Source organism: Pseudomonas sp. 14P_5.3_Bac1 (genome assembly GCF_025466135.1).
Lineage (GTDB): Bacteria > Pseudomonadota > Gammaproteobacteria > Pseudomonadales > Pseudomonadaceae > Aquipseudomonas.
The window spans coordinates 12,659-30,813 of sequence record NZ_JANLOF010000025.1; the positions used below are offsets into that span (position 1 = coordinate 12,659).

Consider the following 18,155-nt stretch of genomic DNA (forward strand, 5'->3'; position numbering starts at 1 on the left):
GCCTGCGATGGCATCACCGCGGTGTACCTGTTCAACCGAGTTGCCTGCATCGCAGGCAAGCCAGCTCCCACATTGGGCCGTGTTAACTATCCAGCGCCTTGTATTTTTCGCGCAGGTGGTTACGAATCCACACCGCCGACAAGTTGAGCGTGGCGATCACCAGCACCAGCAGCAAGGCGGTGGCGTACACCAGTGGCCGCGCGGCTTCGACGTTGGGGCTCTGGAAGCCGACGTCATAAATATGGAAGCCCAGGTGCATGATTTTCTGGTCCAGGTGCAGGTACGGGTAGTTGCCGTCCACCGGCAGCGACGGCGCCAGTTTCACCACACCCACCAGCATCAGCGGCGCCACTTCACCGGCGGCGCGGGCCACGGCGAGGATCATGCCGGTCATCATCGCCGGGCTGGCCATCGGCAGCACGATCTTCCACAGCGTTTCTGCCTTGGTCGCGCCCAGTGCCAACGAACCCTCCCGCACGGTGCGAGGAATCCGCGCCAGGCCTTCTTCGGTGGCCACGATCACGACCGGCACCGCCAGCAGCGCGAGGGTCAGCGAGGCCCACAGCAGGCCCGGCGTACCGAACGTGGGTGCCGGCAGGGCCTCGGCGAAGAACAGACGGTCAACCGAGCCACCCAGTACATACACAAAGAAGCCCAGGCCGAACACGCCGTAGACGATGGCCGGTACGCCCGCCAGGTTGTTCACCGCAATGCGGATAATCCGCGTCAGGGTGTTCTGCTTGGCGTATTCACGCAGGTACACCGCCGCCAGTACGCCGAACGGCGTCACGATCATCGCCATGATCAGGGTCATCATCACGGTGCCGAAAATCGCCGGGAAGATCCCGCCCTCGGTGTTGGCTTCCCGTGGGTCATCGCTGAGGAATTCCCAGACCTTGCTGAAGTAGAAGCCGACCTTGGTCATCGTGCCCATGGCGTTCGGCTGGTAGGCATGCACCACTTTGCCGATGCCGATTTCCACTTCTTTGCCGTTAGCGTCGCGCGCCGTCAGGCTGTCGCGGTTGAACTGGGTGTGCAGGTCCGCCAGGCGCGCTTCGATGTCCTTGTAGCGGTTGTTCAATTCTGCGCGGCCCGAGTCCATATCAGCTTGGGCGGTAGCGTCGAGCTTGCCTTCCAGCTCCAGCTTGCGGCCGTGCAGGCGGATACGCTCCAGCCCGGCGTTGATCGCGCCGATGTCGGTTTTTTCCAGACTCTTGAGTTGCGCAGCCAGCTTGTTCACGCGGTCAACGCGGGCCTGCAGCTCCGGCCACGCGGCTTCGCCTTCGGCGATGACCTTGCCGTCCTGTTTGACGTTGACCAGGGTGCCGTAGAAGTTGCCCCACTCACGCCGCTCGATGGCCATCAGGTTGGCCGGCTTGGTCTGGTCCTTGAGCCACTCGCCGACGATCCAGGTGAAGTCGTTGCCGTTCAGGTCGCGGTTGCCGACCTTGATCAGCTCGCGGGTCATGAACTCCGGGCCCTGGTCGGGCACCGGCAGGCCAGCGCTTTTCAGGCGCTCGCGTGGCACTTCTTCCTTCTGTACCACTTCGCCGATGACGATATGGTTTTCCTGGCCCGGCACGTTGTAGTTGGCCTGGATCAGGTCGGCCGGCCAGAAGTGGCCCAGGCCACGCACGGCAATCACGGCCAGCAAACCAATAGTCATGATGACCGCGATGGACACCGCGCCACCGCTGATCCAGACGCCCGGGGCGCCGCTCTTGAACCATCCATTCAGGGAGTTCTGTTTCACAGACTTCTACCTTTCTTAAAGCGACGAGTATTTCTTGCGCAGACGCTGACGAATCAGCTCGGCGAGGGTGTTCATGATGAAGGTGAACAACAGCAGCACCAGCGCCGAGAGGAACAGCACGCGGTAGTGGCTGCCGCCGACTTCCGATTCGGGCATTTCCACTGCGACGTTAGCCGCCAGGGTGCGCAGGCCTTCGAACAGGTTCATCTCCATCACCGGGGTGTTACCGGTGGCCATCAACACGATCATGGTTTCACCGACCGCACGGCCCATGCCGATCATCAGCGCCGAGAAAATCCCCGGGCTGGCGGTCAGGATGACGACGCGGGTCATGGTCTGCCATGGCGTGGCGCCCAGGGCCAACGAGCCCAGGGTCAGGCCGCGCGGCACGCTGAACACGGCGTCTTCGGCGATGGAGTAGATGTTCGGGATCACCGCAAAACCCATGGCCAGGCCGACTACCAGAGCGTTGCGCTGGTCGTAGGTGATGCCCAGGTCGTGGGAGATCCACATGCGCATGTCGCCGCCAAAGAACCAGGTTTCCAGGTACGGGCTCATGTACAGCGAGAGCCAGCCCACAAACAGGATCACCGGGATCAGGATCGCGCTTTCCCAGCCATCGGGAACGCGCAGGCGGATCGACTCAGGCAAGCGGCTGAACACGAAGCCGGCCACCAGAATGCCAATCGGCAACAGCATCAGCAGGCTGAAAATCCCCGGCAAATGCCCTTCGACATACGGCGCCAGGAACAGGCCGGCGAAGAAGCCGAGGATCACCGTCGGCATCGCTTCCATTAGTTCGATCACCGGCTTGACCTTGCGGCGCAGGCTCGGGGCCATGAAGTAGGCGGTGTAGATCGCGGCGGCCACTGCCAGTGGTGCGGCCAGCAACATGGCGTAGAACGCGGCCTTCAGGGTACCGAAGGTCAGCGGCGCCAGGCTCATCTTGGGTTCGAAGTCGGTGTTGGCGGCGGTCGATTGCCAGACGTATTTAGGCTCGTCGTAGTTTTCGTACCAGACCTTGCTCCACAACGCGCTCCAGGACACTTCCGGGTGCGGGTTGTCCAGCAGCAGCGGTTGCAGCTTGCCGCCGGCTTCGACGATGACGTGGTTGGCGCGTGGCGACAGGCCGAACACGCCTTGGCCATCGACCACCGGGTCGACCAGCAGCGTGCGGTGCGCGGTGCTGTGGAACACGCCGAACTTGCCGGATGCGTCGAGGGCGGTGAAGCCTTTGCGACGTTCTTCAGCGGTGATTTCAACGATAGGCGCGCTGCCCATCTGGAAGGTACGGATCTGTTTCAGGCGTTGCTCGCCGTCCGGGTCGCGGGCCATGAACCACTGGGCCAGGCCGCCTTTGGAGTTACCCACGATCAGCGAGATACCGCCCACCAACTGAGTGCTGGCGGTGATTTCGGCGTTGCCGTCTTCGAGCAGTTTGTAGCGACCGTTGAGGCTCTTGTCGCGCAGGCTGAAGACGTCAGCAAGGGCACGACCGTTGATCACGTACAGCCACTGCTGGCGTGGGTCGATGAAGATCGCCTTAACCGGCTCGGTCATTTGCGGCAGCTCGATACGCTTCTGCTCGCTGGTGACTTCGCCAGTCATCATGTTTTCTTCGCGGCTCAGGCTCAGCACGTTCAAGTAGGAACCTGCGGAACCGGCAACGACCAGCGAGGAATCGGTGGCGTTAAGTGCGACGTGCTCCAGCGGGCGACCCTGCTCGTCGAGCACGATCGGCGTTTCGCCGTAAGGGTATTCAATGGCCGGGGTGATGGTTTTCTTGCCGTCCGGGTAGGACACCTTATAAGTGTGGCGGAACACCAGGGACTGGCCATTGGACAAACCCAGGATCACCAGCGGGCTGCCCGGCTGGTCTTCACCAATGGACGCAACGCTGGCGCCTGCCGGCAGCGGCAAGTCGACACGCTTGAGTTCAGCACCCGTGTCCACATCAAAGAACAGCGCCTGGCCCTTGTCGGAAACCCGCATGGCAACCTGGTTCTGCTCTTCGAGGGAGATCATCAACGGCTTGCCGGCGTCCTGCATCCAGGCGGGCGTCAGCGCATCTTCCTTGGTCAGCGAGGCGCCCTGGAACAGTGGCGCGACGACGTAGGCAAGAAAGAAGAAAATCAGGGTAATGGCGCCGAGGACGGCGAGGCCGCCGATCAACACGTACCAACGGGTCAGGCGATCCTTGAGCGCGCGAATGCGGCGCTTGCGTTGCAGCTCAGGCGTATTGAAATCAATGCGCTTGGGAGGAGAAGTCGTCGTCATGGTGGAATTGGCCAGATCATTCATGCGCACACCCTAGCGATCCTGTATGACAGAAAGATGACAATGCAGTGACGCAGCAAAGCCGCCGCGTAGCAGAGCTGGCAGCGGACTAAAAAATTAGGGGTGTAGACGGTTTAATGTGAGAGCGGGCTTGCCCGCGATGGCATCAATGCGGTCTCAACGCTACACCGCGTCGCCAGCATCGCGGGCAAGCCCGCTCCCACACAAAAGCATGCATCTACACCAGGTCTTGCAGGCTTAGTTGCCTTCTTTCAAACCCAGGTCAGCCAGGGCCTTGGCGGCCACTTTGGCTGGCAGCGGGATGTAGCCGTCTTTGACGACCACTTCCTGGCCCTGTTTGGACAGAACCAGCTTCACGAACTCAGCTTCCAGCGGAGCCAGAGGCTTGTTCGGGGCTTTGTTGACGTACACGTAGAGGAAGCGCGACAGCGGGTATTTGCCGTTCAGGGCGTTTTCTTCGCTGTCTTCGATGAAGTCAGTGCTGCCTTTCTTGGCCAGGGCCACGGTCTTCACGCTGGCGGTTTTGTAACCGATGCCCGAGTAACCGATGCCGTTCAGCGAGGAGCTGATCGACTGCACAACCGACGCCGAACCTGGTTGTTCGTTCACGTTAGGTTTGTAGTCGCCTTTGCACAGGGCTTCTTCCTTGAAGTAGCCGTAGGTGCCGGATACCGAGTTACGACCGAACAGTTGCACCGGCTTGTTGGCCAGGTCGCCGGTCACGCCCAGGTCGCCCCAGGTTTTGACATCAGCTTTGGCGCCGCACAGACGCGTCGAGGAGAAGATCGCGTCGACTTGTTCCATGGTCAGGTGCTGGATCGGGTTGTCCTTGTGCACGAACACGGCCAGGGCATCCACGGCAACCGGGATAGCGGTTGGCTTGTAGCCGTACTTCTGCTCGAAGGCCGCCAGTTCGGTGTCCTTCATCTTGCGGCTCATCGGGCCCAGGTTGGAGGTGCCTTCAGTCAGCGCAGGCGGTGCAGTGGCGGAGCCGGCAGCCTGAATCTGGATGTTGACGTTCGGGTATTCCTTTTTATAGGACTCAGCCCACAGGGTCATCAGGTTAGCCAGGGTGTCGGAACCAACGCTGGACAGGTTGCCCGATACACCGGTGGTCTTGGCGTAAGCCGGAATTGCCGGGTCAACACCAGCGGCTACCGCGTTAGCGGTCGCAACGCCAGCAGCGACAAAAGTCATTGCCGCCATCAAACGTTTCAGTTTCATGCCTTGCTCCTAGCAGATAGGGATAGTTGGATCGGGGCCAAGTATCGGTAGGCCGTGTGAACACTCTATGTCCGCAATGTGACAATTAGATGAAAGGCCAGCATTTGTGAAAAACCTGACAGGAAGGGGAAAGACCAGTAAATCCGGGACTTGCGAGGAGGTTGAAGCGCATGAAGCGGTGTTTCAGAAATACTCTGTAATCGTTGGCCAACCATAAACCCTGTGGCGAGCGAATGCCCTCGCCACAGCGTCATCGCAGGGTTTTAGCGCCCGCGCTTCCACAGGTAGCCACCCACCAGCATCCCCATCACACACAGCACGGCGACATAGTAGGCCGGGCCCATCGGGCTTTCCTTCATCAGCAGCGACACCGCCAGCGGCGTCAAACCACCAAACACGGCGTAGGCGACGTTGTAGGAGAACGACAACCCGCTGAAACGCACCACCGGCGGGAAGGCTTTCACCATCACGTAAGGCACCACGCCGATCACCCCGACAAACAGGCCGGTCAGGGTGTACAGCGGGAAAAGCCAGTTGGGGTGATCGATCAGGCTGTGGTACAGCGTCCACGACGTTGCCAACAGCAACAGGCAACCGATGACCAGCACGCGGCCAGCGCCAAAACGATCAGCCAGGGCGCCGGAAGCGATGCAGCCCAGGCTCAGGGTCACGATGGCCAGGCTGTTGGCTTGCAATGCGATGGTCGGGCTGAAGTGGTAGACGGTTTGCAGCACGGTCGGGGTCATCAGGATGACCACGACAACACCGGCCGACAGCAACCAGGTCAACAGCATCGACAGCACGATGGCGCCACGGTGGTCGCGCAATACCGCGCGCAATGGCAGCTCGGCGGCCAAGGTTTTGCGCTGCTGCATTTCGGCGAAGATCGGCGTTTCATGCAGCCAGCGGCGCAGGTACACCGAGAGCAGGCCAAACACGCCGCCCAGCAGGAACGGGATACGCCAGGCGTAATCGGACACTTGTTCCGGGCTGTAGAGCGTGTTGATGGCGGTGGCCACCAGCGACCCCAACAGGATGCCGGCGGTGAGGCCGCTGGTCAGGGTGCCGCAGGCATAGCCGATATGGCGCGGCGGTACGTGTTCAGAGACAAACACCCAGGCGCCCGGTACTTCGCCGCCGATGGCCGCGCCCTGGATGACGCGCATCAACAGCAGCAGAAGCGGCGCCCACAGGCCGATCTGCGCGTAGGTCGGCAGCAGGCCCATGATCAGGGTCGGCACGGCCATCATGAAGATGCTCAACGTGAACATCTTCTTGCGGCCGAGCAGGTCGCCAAAGTGCGCCATGATGATGCCGCCCAACGGACGAGCCAGGTAACCGGCGGCAAAGATGCCGAAGGTCTGCATCATGCGCAGCCATTCCGGCATATCGACGGGGAAGAACAGTTTCCCGACCACGGTGGCGAAAAACACGAAAATGATGAAGTCGTAAAATTCCAGCGCCCCGCCCAAGGCAGACAGCGACAGGGTTTTGTAGTCGTTGCGGGTCAGCGGGCGCGACGGTTGCGCGCTGCTTGCGGGCACGGAGGACATGGCAAGGCTTCTCTTATAGTAATGACGGCAAGCCCGGGACTTGCGGCGGGTCTGGCAAGATAGCAAATCGCTTGAAAAAGCACAGCGCCCACCGAATAACACTTTGCAGGCGCGCGTTAACACCCGTTTCTTCCCTTTATTAGCCATCAGAAGCACAGTTGCGGGAAAAAGCCGCATTACAGCCAGGATTTGCCGACCAAATGAGCGCCGGGAGGTCGTCGTGGCGCCAGCGTCTCGATATACTCGGCCCCTGCAAGCGCAAGAACCCCAGTCTTGAGGGGCTGCTGTGCCAAAACGTCGTTGGGTGCCATCCAGCCGATTTGGCAGAGTTTCCCTTTAGTACGCCTTACGAGAAACGCATCGAGCGGTGTATGTTGGTGCTGAAACGTTTTTCCAGAGACGGCTATCCACTTGAAATACCCATGAAGCGTCACGGGTCAGAGGCACCCTCGGCATGATCGAACTCGAACAAGAAGATCCTATCCCGCAAGGCGATCTCGCCCTGCAAATCACCGCACTCCCGCGTGAAACCAACGGTTTTGGCGATATCTTCGGCGGCTGGCTGGTCGCGCAGATGGACCTGGCCGGCACCGCCATGGCCAGCAAAGTGGCCGGCGGACGTGTCGCCACGGTGGCGATCGATCGCATGGCGTTCCTGGTGCCGGTGGCGGTCGGCGCGCAATTGTCCTTCTATACCCAGGCCCTGGAAATCGGCCGCAGTTCGATCCAGATGATGGTCGAGGTGTGGAGCGACGACCCGCTGTCCAGCGAATGGCGCAAGGTGACCGAGGCGGTATTTGTGTTTGTCGCCATCGACGGCAGCGGCCGTACCCGCTCGGTGCCATCGCGCGCGCGTTAAACATCGCCGGGTTTTGACGGTCAATTGCCCCATTGCCTGCCATGAGAGAGCACTGCTATGCCTACGCCCCACGTTGAAACCGTGAAAATCGACGAGCTGGACTGCTGGCGCGTCCGCCACAACGGTGCCGAAGTGATGGTGGCCCAACAGGGCGCGCACATCTTCAGTTACCAGCGCCAGGGCGAGCAGCCAGTGATCTGGCCGAACCCTGAGGCGGTGTTTAAGCAGGGCAAAGGCATTCGTACCGGCGTGCCGGTGTGCTGGCCATGGTTTGGCGTATTCGACCGTAACCCGCAAAGCGTGAAGGCGATGCGCCAAAGCGACCAACCCGCGGGTGCCCATGGTTTTGTGCGCACGGCACTGTGGGAACTGGCTGCAACCGAACTTGAAGGCCAGGCATTGCGCGTCGACCTGGTATTGCCGGTGCCGGCGGGCGGCTTTCCCGGCTGGCCGCATCAGGTCGGCCTGAAGCTGAGCCTGCTGCTGGACGATCAACTGCATATCCGCCTGACCAGCCACAACCGTGGCAGCGACACCGTGACCCTCAGCCAGGCGCTGCACACCTATTTCGCCGTGAGCGACGTACGCAACGTGCAGGTCGAAGGCCTGGACGGGCTGGCCTATATCGACACCGCCGACGGCTGGAGCGAAAAGACCCAGTCGGGCCTGCTGCACTTCAGCGCGGAGACCGACCGCATCTACCTGGACACGCCGGCGCAGTTGAGCATTGTCGATAAAGACTGGCAGCGTCGTCTCCAGCTCACCAGCCAAGGCTCGAACTCGACCGTGATCTGGAACCCCTGGACCGAACGCGCCAAGGCGTTCGACGACATGGCCGATGACGGCTGGCAGGGCATGCTGTGCATCGAAACGGCGAATGTGCTGGATGATGTGGTGGCACTGGCGCCGGGTGAAAGCCACACACTGGGCGTGAGCATCACAAGTCTCGCCTTGTAAATAACGAGCAAAATGTGGGAGCTGGCTTGCCTGCGATAGCATCACCGCGGTGTATCAGTCACACCAAGGTGGCCGCATCGCAGGCAAGCCAGCTCCCACACTGATTTGCGTTGTGGCTTAGAGGTCGGATTCCTTCACTGCCCGCACCTTCCCCGCATCCAGCGCATACGCCGCATCCGCCAAATCGTTATTGACCTTCTCCACCTTCAGCGTGCCGGTAACCCACAACGGCGTGTAGATGTCATCCAGCTTCAACCCCTTGGGATAACGCACCAGCACCAACTGGTTGGGCGGCGGAGGCGGCACGTGGATGCAGGCGCCTGGGTACGGCACCAAAAAGAACAGCGTGCTGCGGCCCTTGGCGTCGGTTTCCAGGGGTACCGGGTAGCCGCCGATGCGGATGTTCTTGCCATTCATGGCGGCCACGGTCTTGGTCGAATACATCACCGCCGGCAAGCCTTTGCTTTGCTTGAGGCCACCTTTGTCGGTGAACGTGCCTTGGGCTTCGGGGGAGTTGTGGTCGATCTCGGGCATGGCTTCGAGGGCTTTCTGGTCCGACAGCGGCATCAGGTCGAGCCAGTCGGTTTCCGGCAGTTCGCCAGCGTGCGCCAGGCCAGAGCCCAGCAAGAAGAGAGTCAACAGAAGACGGCGCATGGTGAGGCTCGGCAAGTACAGGTGGCGAGCATTCTAGCCCTCTGCGCCTGCGCAGCGCAGAGGGCTTTGTCGCTTAATTACTTTTTACGCAGCAGACCGTAGATCACCAGCAGCACGATGGCGCCGATCAGCGCACCGATAAAGCCTGCGCCTTGACCTGCCTGGTAGATGCCCAGGGCCTGACCACCGTAGGTGGCGACCAGAGAACCTGCGATACCCAGCAGGATGGTCATGATCCAGCCCATGCTGTCGTCGCCTGGCTTGAGGAAACGCGCCAGCAGGCCGACGATCAAGCCGATAAAGATGGTTCCGATGATACCCATGGCATTTCCCTCTGATTGAATGTGAGTCATGCCAAAGCCTAGTCAGGCTTTGCCATCCTGCAATCAGAGAGACGGCGGTGACCAATGGTTCCCGCCGATCCTCAGGTTATTGCTCGGCGATCAGCGCTTCGACCTTGAGGATCTGGGCTTGCAGCGTCGCACGGTCCTTGCAGCGCAGGTTGGCGTGGCCGACCTTGCGTCCGGCCTTGAAGGCCTTGCCGTAGTGATGCAGATGGCAATCATCGATCGCGATCACGCGCTCAACCGGCGGCACAACGCCGATGAAGTTGAGCATGGCGCTTTCGCCGACCTTGGCCGTGGAGCCCAGTGGCAAGCCCGCCACCGCCCGCAGGTGGTTTTCGAACTGGCTGCACTCGGCGCCTTCGGTGGTCCAGTGCCCGGAGTTGTGCACACGCGGCGCGATTTCGTTGGCCTTGAGGCCACCGTCGACTTCAAAGAACTCGAATGCCATCACACCGACATAATCCAGCTGCTTGAGCACACGGCTGGAATAGTCTTCGGCCAGGGCCTGCAACGGGTGATCGGTGCTGGCCACGGACAGCTTGAGGATGCCGCTGTCGTGGGTGTTGTGCACCAACGGGTAGAAGCGGGTTTCGCCATCACGGGCACGCACGGCAATCAGCGAGACTTCGCCGGTGAAGGGCACGAAGCCTTCCAGCAGGCAGGCGACGCTGCCCAGCTCGGCGAAGGTGCCGACCACATCGGCGGCGGTACGCAGCACTTTCTGGCCCTTGCCGTCGTAACCCAGGGTGCGGGTTTTCAGCACGGCCGGCAGGCCGATGGAGGCGACTGCAGCGTCCAGGTCCGCCTGGGACTGGATGTCGGCGAAGGCCGGCGTCGGGATGCCCAGGTCCTTGAACATGCTCTTCTCGAACCAGCGGTCGCGAGCGATGCGCAAGGCTTCGGCGCTCGGGTACACCGGCACGAACTGCGACAGGAAGGCCACGGTTTCAGCCGGGACGCTTTCGAATTCGAAGGTCACCAGGTCGACTTCATCGGCCAGTTGGCGCAGGTGGTCCGGGTCGCTGTAGTCAGCCCGCAGGTGTTCACCGAGGGCCGCCGCGCAAGCGTCCGGCGCCGGGTCCAGGAAAGCGAAGTTCATCCCCAGCGGGGTTCCCGCCAAGGCCAGCATGCGGCCCAGTTGGCCGCCACCGATTACACCGATTTTCATCAATCAATAACCTCAGGCGATGCGTGGGTCTGGATTGTCCAGCACGCTGTCTGTCTGCTCAGCACGGAATTTTTTCAGCACCGCATGAAACTGCGGGTGCTTGGCGCCCAGGATGCTGGCAGACAGCAAAGCGGCGTTGATCGCGCCGGCCTTGCCGATCGCCAGGGTGGCCACCGGGATACCGGCCGGCATCTGCACGATGGACAACAGCGAATCCACGCCCGAGAGCATCGACGACTGCACCGGCACACCGAGCACCGGCAGGTGGGTCTTGGCCGCACACATGCCTGGCAGGTGCGCCGCACCGCCGGCACCGGCGATGATCACCTCGATGCCACGGGATTCTGCTTCATCGGCATACTGGAACAGCAAATCCGGCGTGCGGTGGGCAGAGACCACTTTCACTTCATACGGAATGCCGAGTTTTTCCAGCATATCGGCGGTGTGGCTAAGGGTGGACCAATCGGACTTGGAGCCCATGATCACGCCAACCAATGCACTCATCGTCGTGCCTCTTCTCTCTGGGCGCCCGCAGGCGCGTCAAAAAACAACAAGCCACGCAGGAAATCCGGCGTGGCTTGTTGTACGAAATTTGGCCGGTTGGACCGGCCGAAGGCCGCGCAGTATACCGTAATAATCCAGATAAACAGCCCCTGGAATGACCATCTGTCCAGTGGCGCAAACCAGCGGTTTTATTGACTCCCGGGTCAGCGAAACCAGCGCAAATTCCCCATGGAAACGGGGTCAGTGTGGGAGCTGTCTGGCCTGCGGTAGCATCACCTGAATATGCCTGATGTACCGAGGCGTCTGCATCGCAGGCAAGCCAGCTCCCACACTAACCGCGTTCAACTGTAGGGGACTGCGCCGCGCCACCTTCCAACTTGCGCCACAACAACCGTACGTTGGCCTTGCGCACCAACGCGCAGCGATACAAACGAATCTCCAACGGCACATGCCATTGCGGCCCGCCGCACACCACCAGTTCGCCCCGCGCCAATTCGGCACGCACACTCAGTTGCGGCACCCAGGCAATGCCCAGCCCTTCCAGCGCCATGCTTTTGAGGCTATCGGCCATGGCGGTTTCGTAGATGGTGGTAAAGCGCAGGGAGCGCTGGCGCAGCAGCAGGTTTACCGAGCGCCCCAGGAATGCCCCGGCGCTGTAGGCCAGTAACGGCACACTGCCCTCGCCTTCCAGGTCAAACAGCGGCTTGCCGTCGGCATCGGCGGCGCACACCGGGAGCATTTCGGTGTTGCCCAAGTGCAGCGACGGGAAGATTTCCGGGTCCATTTGCATGGCCGCGTCCGGGTCGTAGAACGCCAGCATCAAATCGCAACCGCCTTCGCGCAGCGCATGCACCGCGTCGCCGACGTTGGTGGCAACCAGCCGCGTGGCGATGTTCAGGCCTTCATTGCGCAGTTGCGCGATCCAGCGCGGGAAGAAGCCCAGCGCCAGGGAATGCGCTGCCGCCACTTGCATGACCTCGCCCTGCCCGCCTTCCAGATGATGCAAATGGCGCAACACTTCGCCGAGTTGCTCGACCACCGTGCGCGCGGTGACCAGAAACAGCTGCCCCGCCGCCGTCAGTTCGACGGGCGTGCGCGAGCGGTTGACCAGGGTCAGGCCCAGCGCGGCTTCCAGGCTGCGAATACGCCGGCTGAAGGCCGGCTGGGTGACAAAGCGCCGCTCCGCCGCCTGGGAAAAGCTGCGGGTCGCCGCCAAGGCGCTGAAGTCTTCCAGCCATTTGCTCTCAAGGTTCATCACTTCCTCCCACGGGTACGCACCATTTTGGCACACACGCCCGCCATGATAACCGGGTCACACCGACATTATGCCGTTTGTGCATAGGCCAGTGTTTAACAGCATTGGCCCAAAAACTCCCACAAGCCTAGCATTCGCAGCGTTCCGGCCAGTTCCGGGTCCATATCGAGATGATTTCCGTCATGTCCTCCGCTGCATCATTCCGCACAGAAAAAGACCTGCTTGGCGTACTAGAAGTACCTGCTCAAGCGTATTACGGCATCCAGACCCTGCGAGCGGTGAACAACTTCCGCCTCTCGGGCGTTCCGATTTCGCATTACCCGAAATTGGTGGTCGGCCTGGCAATGGTCAAGCAAGCGGCCGCTGACGCCAACCGCGAGTTGGGCCAGCTCAGCGAAGCCAAGCACGCTGCCATCAGCGAAGCCTGTGCCCGTCTGATCCGCGGCGATTTCCACGAAGAGTTCGTGGTGGACATGATTCAAGGCGGCGCCGGCACTTCAACCAACATGAATGCCAACGAAGTCATCGCCAACATCGCGTTGGAGGCCATGGGCCACAACAAGGGCGAATATCAGTACCTGCACCCTAACAACGACGTGAACATGGCGCAGTCGACCAACGACGCCTACCCGACCGCGATCCGCCTGGGCCTGCTGCTGGGCCACGACGCACTGCTGGCCAGCCTCGACAGCCTGATCCAGGCGTTCGCCGCCAAAGGCGTCGAATTCAGCCACGTGCTGAAAATGGGCCGCACCCAACTGCAAGACGCCGTGCCGATGACCCTCGGCCAGGAATTCCGTGCCTTCGCCACCACCCTGGGTGAAGACCTGGCCCGCCTGAAAACCCTGGCGCCAGAGCTGTTGACCGAAGTGAACCTGGGCGGCACCGCCATCGGCACCGGCATCAACGCCGACCCGCGTTACCAGGCCCTGGCCGTACAACGCCTGGCCGTTATCAGCGGCCAGCCAGTGGTCCCGGCTGCCGACTTGATCGAAGCCACCTCTGACATGGGCGCCTTCGTGCTGTTCTCCGGCATGCTCAAGCGTACCGCGGTGAAGCTGTCGAAGATCTGCAACGACCTGCGCCTGCTGTCCAGCGGCCCACGCACTGGCATCAACGAGATCAACTTGCCGGCACGCCAGCCAGGCAGCTCGATCATGCCCGGCAAGGTCAACCCGGTTATCCCGGAAGCCGTGAACCAGGTGGCGTTCCAGGTAATCGGCAACGATTTGGCCCTGACCATGGCAGCCGAAGGCGGCCAACTGCAGCTGAACGTGATGGAGCCGCTGATCGCCTTCAAGATCTTCGACTCGATCCGCCTACTGCAACGCGCCATGGACATGCTGCGCGAACACTGCATCGTCGGCATCACCGCCAACGAAGCGCGTTGCCGCGAACTGGTGGAGCACTCCATCGGCCTGGTGACCGCGCTGAACCCGTACATCGGCTATGAAAACGCCACCCGCATTGCGCGTATCGCCCTTGAAAGCGGCCGCGGCGTGCTGGAACTGGTGCGCGAAGAAGGCTTGCTCGACGACGCCATGCTCGACGACATCCTGCGCCCCGAAAACATGATTGCCCCACGTCTGGTCCCGCTGAAGGCCTGACGGTTGTTGCACTGCTCACCAGGTTGAGGGACTAGACACCTCTCACCTTTTGAGGGCCTGAAGGCTCGTTCTTCAGGCCCTTTTTTTTGCCTCAAGGTTGTGAAATGACGCCCATAAAAAATCCAATATCGCCCTGCAAACCCTCCTTGCCTGCAACAGCTTGGCTGAAACCTTTAATCGCCCCGTGCAGACGGATCACGCGCTCCTAGGTATAGTGCCGCCCCTCTTCGCGTCAGAGATCGTCGGTAACGAGGTCCTGGACAGCGCGAAACCGCATGAATAACAACACCCGCAAAAGGATTGGGGTCGAAGCGTCGTGCACTGCCTGGTGCCGAGCGATGCGTCGCACCGTCCTGCGTTTTTGCCATTAGAAAAATCAGCGAGGAACACTCCATGCTCGAAGTCATCAACGACTTCCTCTCAGGGAAAGTACTGATCGTGCTCATTGTCGGGCTCGGCGGCTATTTCACGATTCGCTCGCGTTTCGTTCAGTTGCGCCACTTTTTCCACATGTTCTCGGTGTTCAAAGACAGCCTGAAGAGCAGCTCCGGCCAGCTCAGCTCGTTCCAGGCGCTGATGCTCAGCCTGGCCGGCCGTGTGGGCGCCGGTAACATCGCAGGCGTCGGTATCGCCGTGACGCTGGGTGGCCCCGGTGCCGTGTTCTGGATGTGGGTCACCGCGCTGGTGGGCATGTCCTCGAGCTTTATCGAATGCTCCCTCGGCCAGCTGTACAAGCGCACCGACGCTGAAGGCACCTACCGTGGCGGCCCGGCCTACTACATTCAGCACGGCCTGCAGAAGCGCTGGCTGGGTATGGTCATGGCGTTCCTGTTGCTGGTGACCTTCGGTTTCGCCTTCAACGGCCTGCAAGCCCACGCTGTGACCCACTCGCTGAACAACGCGTTCGGCCTGGACACCACCTACACAGGCCTGGCGCTGGCGGTATTGCTGGGCCTGGTGTTCATTGGCGGGATCAAGCGTATCGCCTCGATCGCCGACCTGCTGGTGCCGGTCAAGACGCTGGTCTACATCGCCGTGACCCTGTACGTGATCGTGCTGCAATTCGACCATGTGCCGGCCATGCTCGCGACCATCGTCAAGAGCGCCTTCGGCCTCGACCAGGCCTTCGGTGGCCTGGTGGGCAGCGCGATCATCATGGGTGTGAAGCGCGGCGTGTTCGCCAACGAAGCCGGTTTGGGCAGTGCGCCTAACGTGGCGGCAGTGGCCTCGGTAGAACACCCGATCGCCCAAGGTGTGGTGCAAGCGTTCAGCGTGTTCCTGGACACCTTCGTGATCTGCACCTGCACCGCGTTGCTGATCCTGCTCTCCGGTTTCTACACCCCGGGCTTTGAAGGCGACGGCATTGCCCTGACCCAGAACTCCCTGGCGGCGGTCGTCGGCGACTGGGGCCGGATGTTCATCTCGGTGGCCCTGGCGTTGTTCGTGTTCACCTCGATCATGTACAACTACTACCTCGGCGAGAGCAACCTGCGCTTCATCGTGGGCGACAACCGCAAAGTGCTGATGGGCTACCGCGCGCTGGTGCTGGTGCTGATTTTCTGGGGTTCCATCGAGAACCTCGGCACCGTGTTCGCCTTCGCCGACATCACCATGACCCTGCTGGCGTTCGTCAACCTGTTCGCCCTGGCGTTCCTGTTCAAGATCGCCATGCGCATCCTGAACGACTACGACGGCCAGCGCGCGGCGGGCATCAAGACGCCGGTGTTCGACTCCAGCCAGTTCCCTGACCTGGACCTGGACCGCAAGGCCTGGCCTGCGAACCCGGTGAAGCCTGAGCCTGGCGCTCAAGCCTCGGCTGAACTGAACGCTCAAGCGCCACGCTGAGCGCAGCAAGCCTAGATAGATGACACGCCGCCCGGCCTTGGGCATGCTCTGGGCCCGGCGGCGTTTTTCGTTCAGGAGAAGTCTCGATGACCACAGCTAACACCATCATGGTGCTCTACACCGGCGGCACCATCGGCATGCAAGCCAGCGCCAACGGCCTGGCCCCGGCATCCGGTTTTGAAGCGCGCATGCGCGAACAACTTGCCACCCTGCCACTGCCTGCCTGGCGCTTCCGGGAAATGGCGCCCCTGATCGACAGCGCCAACATGACCCCGGCCTATTGGCAGCGCCTGCACGTCGCGGTGATTGAAGCCGTGGACGAGGGCTGCGACGCAGTACTGATCCTGCACGGCACCGACACCCTGGCTTACAGCGCGGCGGCCATGAGCTTCCAGTTGCTCGGCCTGCCGGCGCCGGTGGTGTTCACCGGTTCCATGCTGCCCGCCGGCGTGCCCGACAGCGACGCCTGGGAAAACGTCAGTGGCGCCCTGCACGCGTTGGGCGAAGGCCTGTCGCCGGGCGTTCAGCTGTATTTCCATGGCGCGCTGATGGCGCCGACCCGTTGCGCGAAAATCCGTAGTTTCGGTCGTCACCCGTTTGCTGCCCTGCAACGCAACGGGGGTGTCACCCAGGCCGAAATGATCCCGGCCGCCCTGCATTACCGTCAGCCCAAAGCGTTGGCCAACGTCGGCGTGCTGCCGCTGGTGCCGGGTATCGCCGCCGGCCAACTGGATGCGCTGATCGACAGCGGCATTCAGGCGCTGGTGCTCGAATGCTTCGGCAGCGGCACCGGGCCGAGTGACAACCCGGCCTTCCTCGCGAGCCTCAAGCGTGCGCAGGACCTGGGTGTGGTCGTCGTCGCAATCACCCAATGCCATGAGGGCGGCGTGGAACTGGACGTGTACGAAGCTGGCAGCCGTCTGCGCGGCGTGGGCGTGCTTTCCGGTGGCGGCATGACCCGCGAAGCGGTGTTCGGCAAGCTCAACGCCTTGCTCGGCGCCGGCCTCGAAATCAGCGAGGTCCGCCGCCTGGTAGAACTGGACCTGTGCGGCGAACTGAGCTGACCGGCATGTAACTTGCTCCCCTTCCAGCCATCCCCTGGCTGGAAGTTCCCATGCTGCACTCCCACCTCACCACCCTCAATGCCGTCTCTTTGGTGCTCAACACTTTCAAGGCCGAAGGTTTGCCGTTTGAGGCGCTGCTGGCCGGCAGTGGTATCTGCGCGGCGGACCTGAGCCGCTCCGACACGCGCATCACCACCAATCAGGAGATGCGTGTGTGTGCCAACGCCGTGGCCCTGCGCCAGGATGTCGGCCTGGAGCTGGGGCGCCAAATGCATGTGTCGGCCTACGGCATGCTCGGTTACGCCCTGCTCACCAGTGCCACCTTCGGTGACGCTTTGCGCCTGGCCCTGCGTTATCCGGCGCTGTTGGGAACACTTTTCGAGCTGAGCCTTGAAGAGGACGGCGATCGCATCTGGTTCACCGCCAGCGACTACCGCGAAAACCCTGCGCTGGAAATGTTCAACGTCGAACTGTGCCTGGCCTCGCTCAAGGTGATCTGCGACGACCTGCTCGGCCAGCCCCTGCCGCTGCTCGCCGCACGCTTTGAACATGACGCCCCGGACTACCGCACGCGCTACACCGAGCGCTTCCCTTGCCCGTTGCAGTTTCAGGCCACCGCCAACGCCTTTGCGTTCGACAAGCACTGGCTCGACCGGCCGCTGCCGCTGGCCGATGCGATTACCCACCAGGCCATGGCCGAGCGCTGCCGCAAACAGAATTTGGAGTTCACCGGGCGCCAGGCCTGGCTGGGCAGGATTCGCCAGCTGCTCACCGCCCAACTCAACGCAGCACCTGGCCTGGAAGGCCTGGCCGAGCAAATGAACTGTTCGGCGCGCACCCTGCGTCGGCATCTGCACGACTTGGGCTGCAGCTATCAGGAACTGCTTGACGAGCTGCGCTTTGAGCGCGCCAAGCAACTGCTGGCCGAAGACCAATGGCCGATCTATCGGATTGCCGAGGCGTTGGGCTTCAGCGAAACCGCGAGTTTCAGGCATGCGTTTGTCCGCTGGAGTGGCGTGGCGCCGAGCCAATTTCGACCGTGACGCCCCATTGAGGGGCGAATTTCG

Annotated in this window: 15 protein-coding genes; 6 read left to right on the forward strand and 9 right to left on the reverse strand. The window is 61.8% G+C overall.

The features are described 5' to 3' along the window. Positions 1 to 82: 82 nt before the first annotated feature. The 4 genes from pstA to NTD89_RS06490 form a co-directional block, all read right to left on the reverse strand. Positions 83 to 1,753, reverse strand: a complete 1,671-nt coding sequence (pstA, locus tag NTD89_RS06475; protein ID WP_262206776.1) for a phosphate ABC transporter permease PstA — start codon at positions 1,751 to 1,753, stop codon at positions 83 to 85. Between the two features lie 15 nt (positions 1,754 to 1,768). Continuing rightward, positions 1,769 to 3,802, reverse strand: a complete 2,034-nt coding sequence (locus NTD89_RS06480) for an ABC transporter permease subunit (RefSeq protein ID WP_262206855.1) — start codon at positions 3,800 to 3,802, stop codon at positions 1,769 to 1,771. Positions 3,803 to 4,288: 486 nt separating this feature from the next. After that, positions 4,289 to 5,275, reverse strand: coding sequence for a phosphate ABC transporter substrate-binding protein PstS (locus NTD89_RS06485; RefSeq protein WP_106575903.1), 987 nt, complete (start codon positions 5,273 to 5,275; stop codon positions 4,289 to 4,291). 263 nt (positions 5,276 to 5,538) lie between these two features. Further along, the gene (locus tag NTD89_RS06490) at positions 5,539 to 6,828 is read right to left on the reverse strand and encodes an MFS transporter (protein ID WP_145158243.1); all 1,290 of its coding nucleotides are present in this window, start codon (positions 6,826 to 6,828) and stop codon (positions 5,539 to 5,541) included. Between the two features lie 454 nt (positions 6,829 to 7,282). On the opposite strand from NTD89_RS06490, the gene NTD89_RS06495 reads away from it, so the two are divergent. Both NTD89_RS06495 and NTD89_RS06500 read left to right on the forward strand, forming a co-directional pair. Continuing rightward, positions 7,283 to 7,687 carry an acyl-CoA thioesterase gene (locus NTD89_RS06495; protein WP_003176975.1) on the forward strand — a complete coding sequence of 135 codons (405 nt, stop codon included), beginning with the start codon at positions 7,283 to 7,285 and terminating at the stop codon, positions 7,685 to 7,687. A gap of 57 nt (positions 7,688 to 7,744) precedes the next feature. Continuing rightward, positions 7,745 to 8,644: a D-hexose-6-phosphate mutarotase gene (locus tag NTD89_RS06500; protein WP_262206777.1), complete on the forward strand. Its 900-nt coding sequence runs from the start codon at positions 7,745 to 7,747 to the stop codon at positions 8,642 to 8,644. A 117-nt stretch (positions 8,645 to 8,761) separates the two neighbouring features. Here NTD89_RS06500 and NTD89_RS06505 read toward each other — a convergent pair whose 3' ends face one another. The 5 genes from NTD89_RS06505 to NTD89_RS06525 all read right to left on the reverse strand — a co-directional run bounded on the left by NTD89_RS06505 (position 8,762) and on the right by NTD89_RS06525 (position 12,572). Continuing rightward, a complete protein-coding gene (locus NTD89_RS06505) occupies positions 8,762 to 9,298 on the reverse strand; it encodes a DUF3299 domain-containing protein (RefSeq protein WP_262206778.1) in 537 nt (178 codons plus the stop codon). A gap of 77 nt (positions 9,299 to 9,375) precedes the next feature. Then, positions 9,376 to 9,621: a GlsB/YeaQ/YmgE family stress response membrane protein gene (locus NTD89_RS06510; protein ID WP_010168336.1), complete on the reverse strand. Its 246-nt coding sequence runs from the start codon at positions 9,619 to 9,621 to the stop codon at positions 9,376 to 9,378. A gap of 106 nt (positions 9,622 to 9,727) precedes the next feature. Beyond that, positions 9,728 to 10,813, reverse strand: coding sequence for a 5-(carboxyamino)imidazole ribonucleotide synthase (locus NTD89_RS06515; RefSeq protein ID WP_083356067.1), 1,086 nt, complete (start codon positions 10,811 to 10,813; stop codon positions 9,728 to 9,730). A gap of 12 nt (positions 10,814 to 10,825) precedes the next feature. After that, on the reverse strand, positions 10,826 to 11,317 hold the full coding sequence (purE, locus tag NTD89_RS06520; RefSeq protein WP_003195648.1) for a 5-(carboxyamino)imidazole ribonucleotide mutase: 492 nt from the start codon (positions 11,315 to 11,317) through the stop codon (positions 10,826 to 10,828). Between the two features lie 331 nt (positions 11,318 to 11,648). Next, the gene (locus NTD89_RS06525) at positions 11,649 to 12,572 is read right to left on the reverse strand and encodes a LysR substrate-binding domain-containing protein (protein ID WP_262206779.1); all 924 of its coding nucleotides are present in this window, start codon (positions 12,570 to 12,572) and stop codon (positions 11,649 to 11,651) included. 182 nt (positions 12,573 to 12,754) lie between these two features. Here NTD89_RS06525 and aspA point away from each other — a divergent pair, with 182 nt between their 5' ends. The 4 genes from aspA (at position 12,755) to NTD89_RS06545 (ending at position 18,131) form a co-directional block, all read left to right on the forward strand. Beyond that, entirely contained in the window at positions 12,755 to 14,179 is a 1,425-nt protein-coding gene (gene aspA / locus NTD89_RS06530; protein WP_025854459.1) for an aspartate ammonia-lyase, read from the forward strand. A gap of 393 nt (positions 14,180 to 14,572) precedes the next feature. Further along, positions 14,573 to 16,024, forward strand: coding sequence for an alanine/glycine:cation symporter family protein (locus NTD89_RS06535; protein ID WP_145158252.1), 1,452 nt, complete (start codon positions 14,573 to 14,575; stop codon positions 16,022 to 16,024). 86 nt (positions 16,025 to 16,110) lie between these two features. Continuing rightward, positions 16,111 to 17,088, forward strand: a complete 978-nt coding sequence (locus tag NTD89_RS06540; RefSeq protein ID WP_262206780.1) for an asparaginase — start codon at positions 16,111 to 16,113, stop codon at positions 17,086 to 17,088. Between the two features lie 50 nt (positions 17,089 to 17,138). Further along, positions 17,139 to 18,131: an AraC family transcriptional regulator gene (locus NTD89_RS06545; RefSeq protein WP_262206781.1), complete on the forward strand. Its 993-nt coding sequence runs from the start codon at positions 17,139 to 17,141 to the stop codon at positions 18,129 to 18,131. The last annotated feature ends 24 nt before the right edge of the window (positions 18,132 to 18,155 follow it).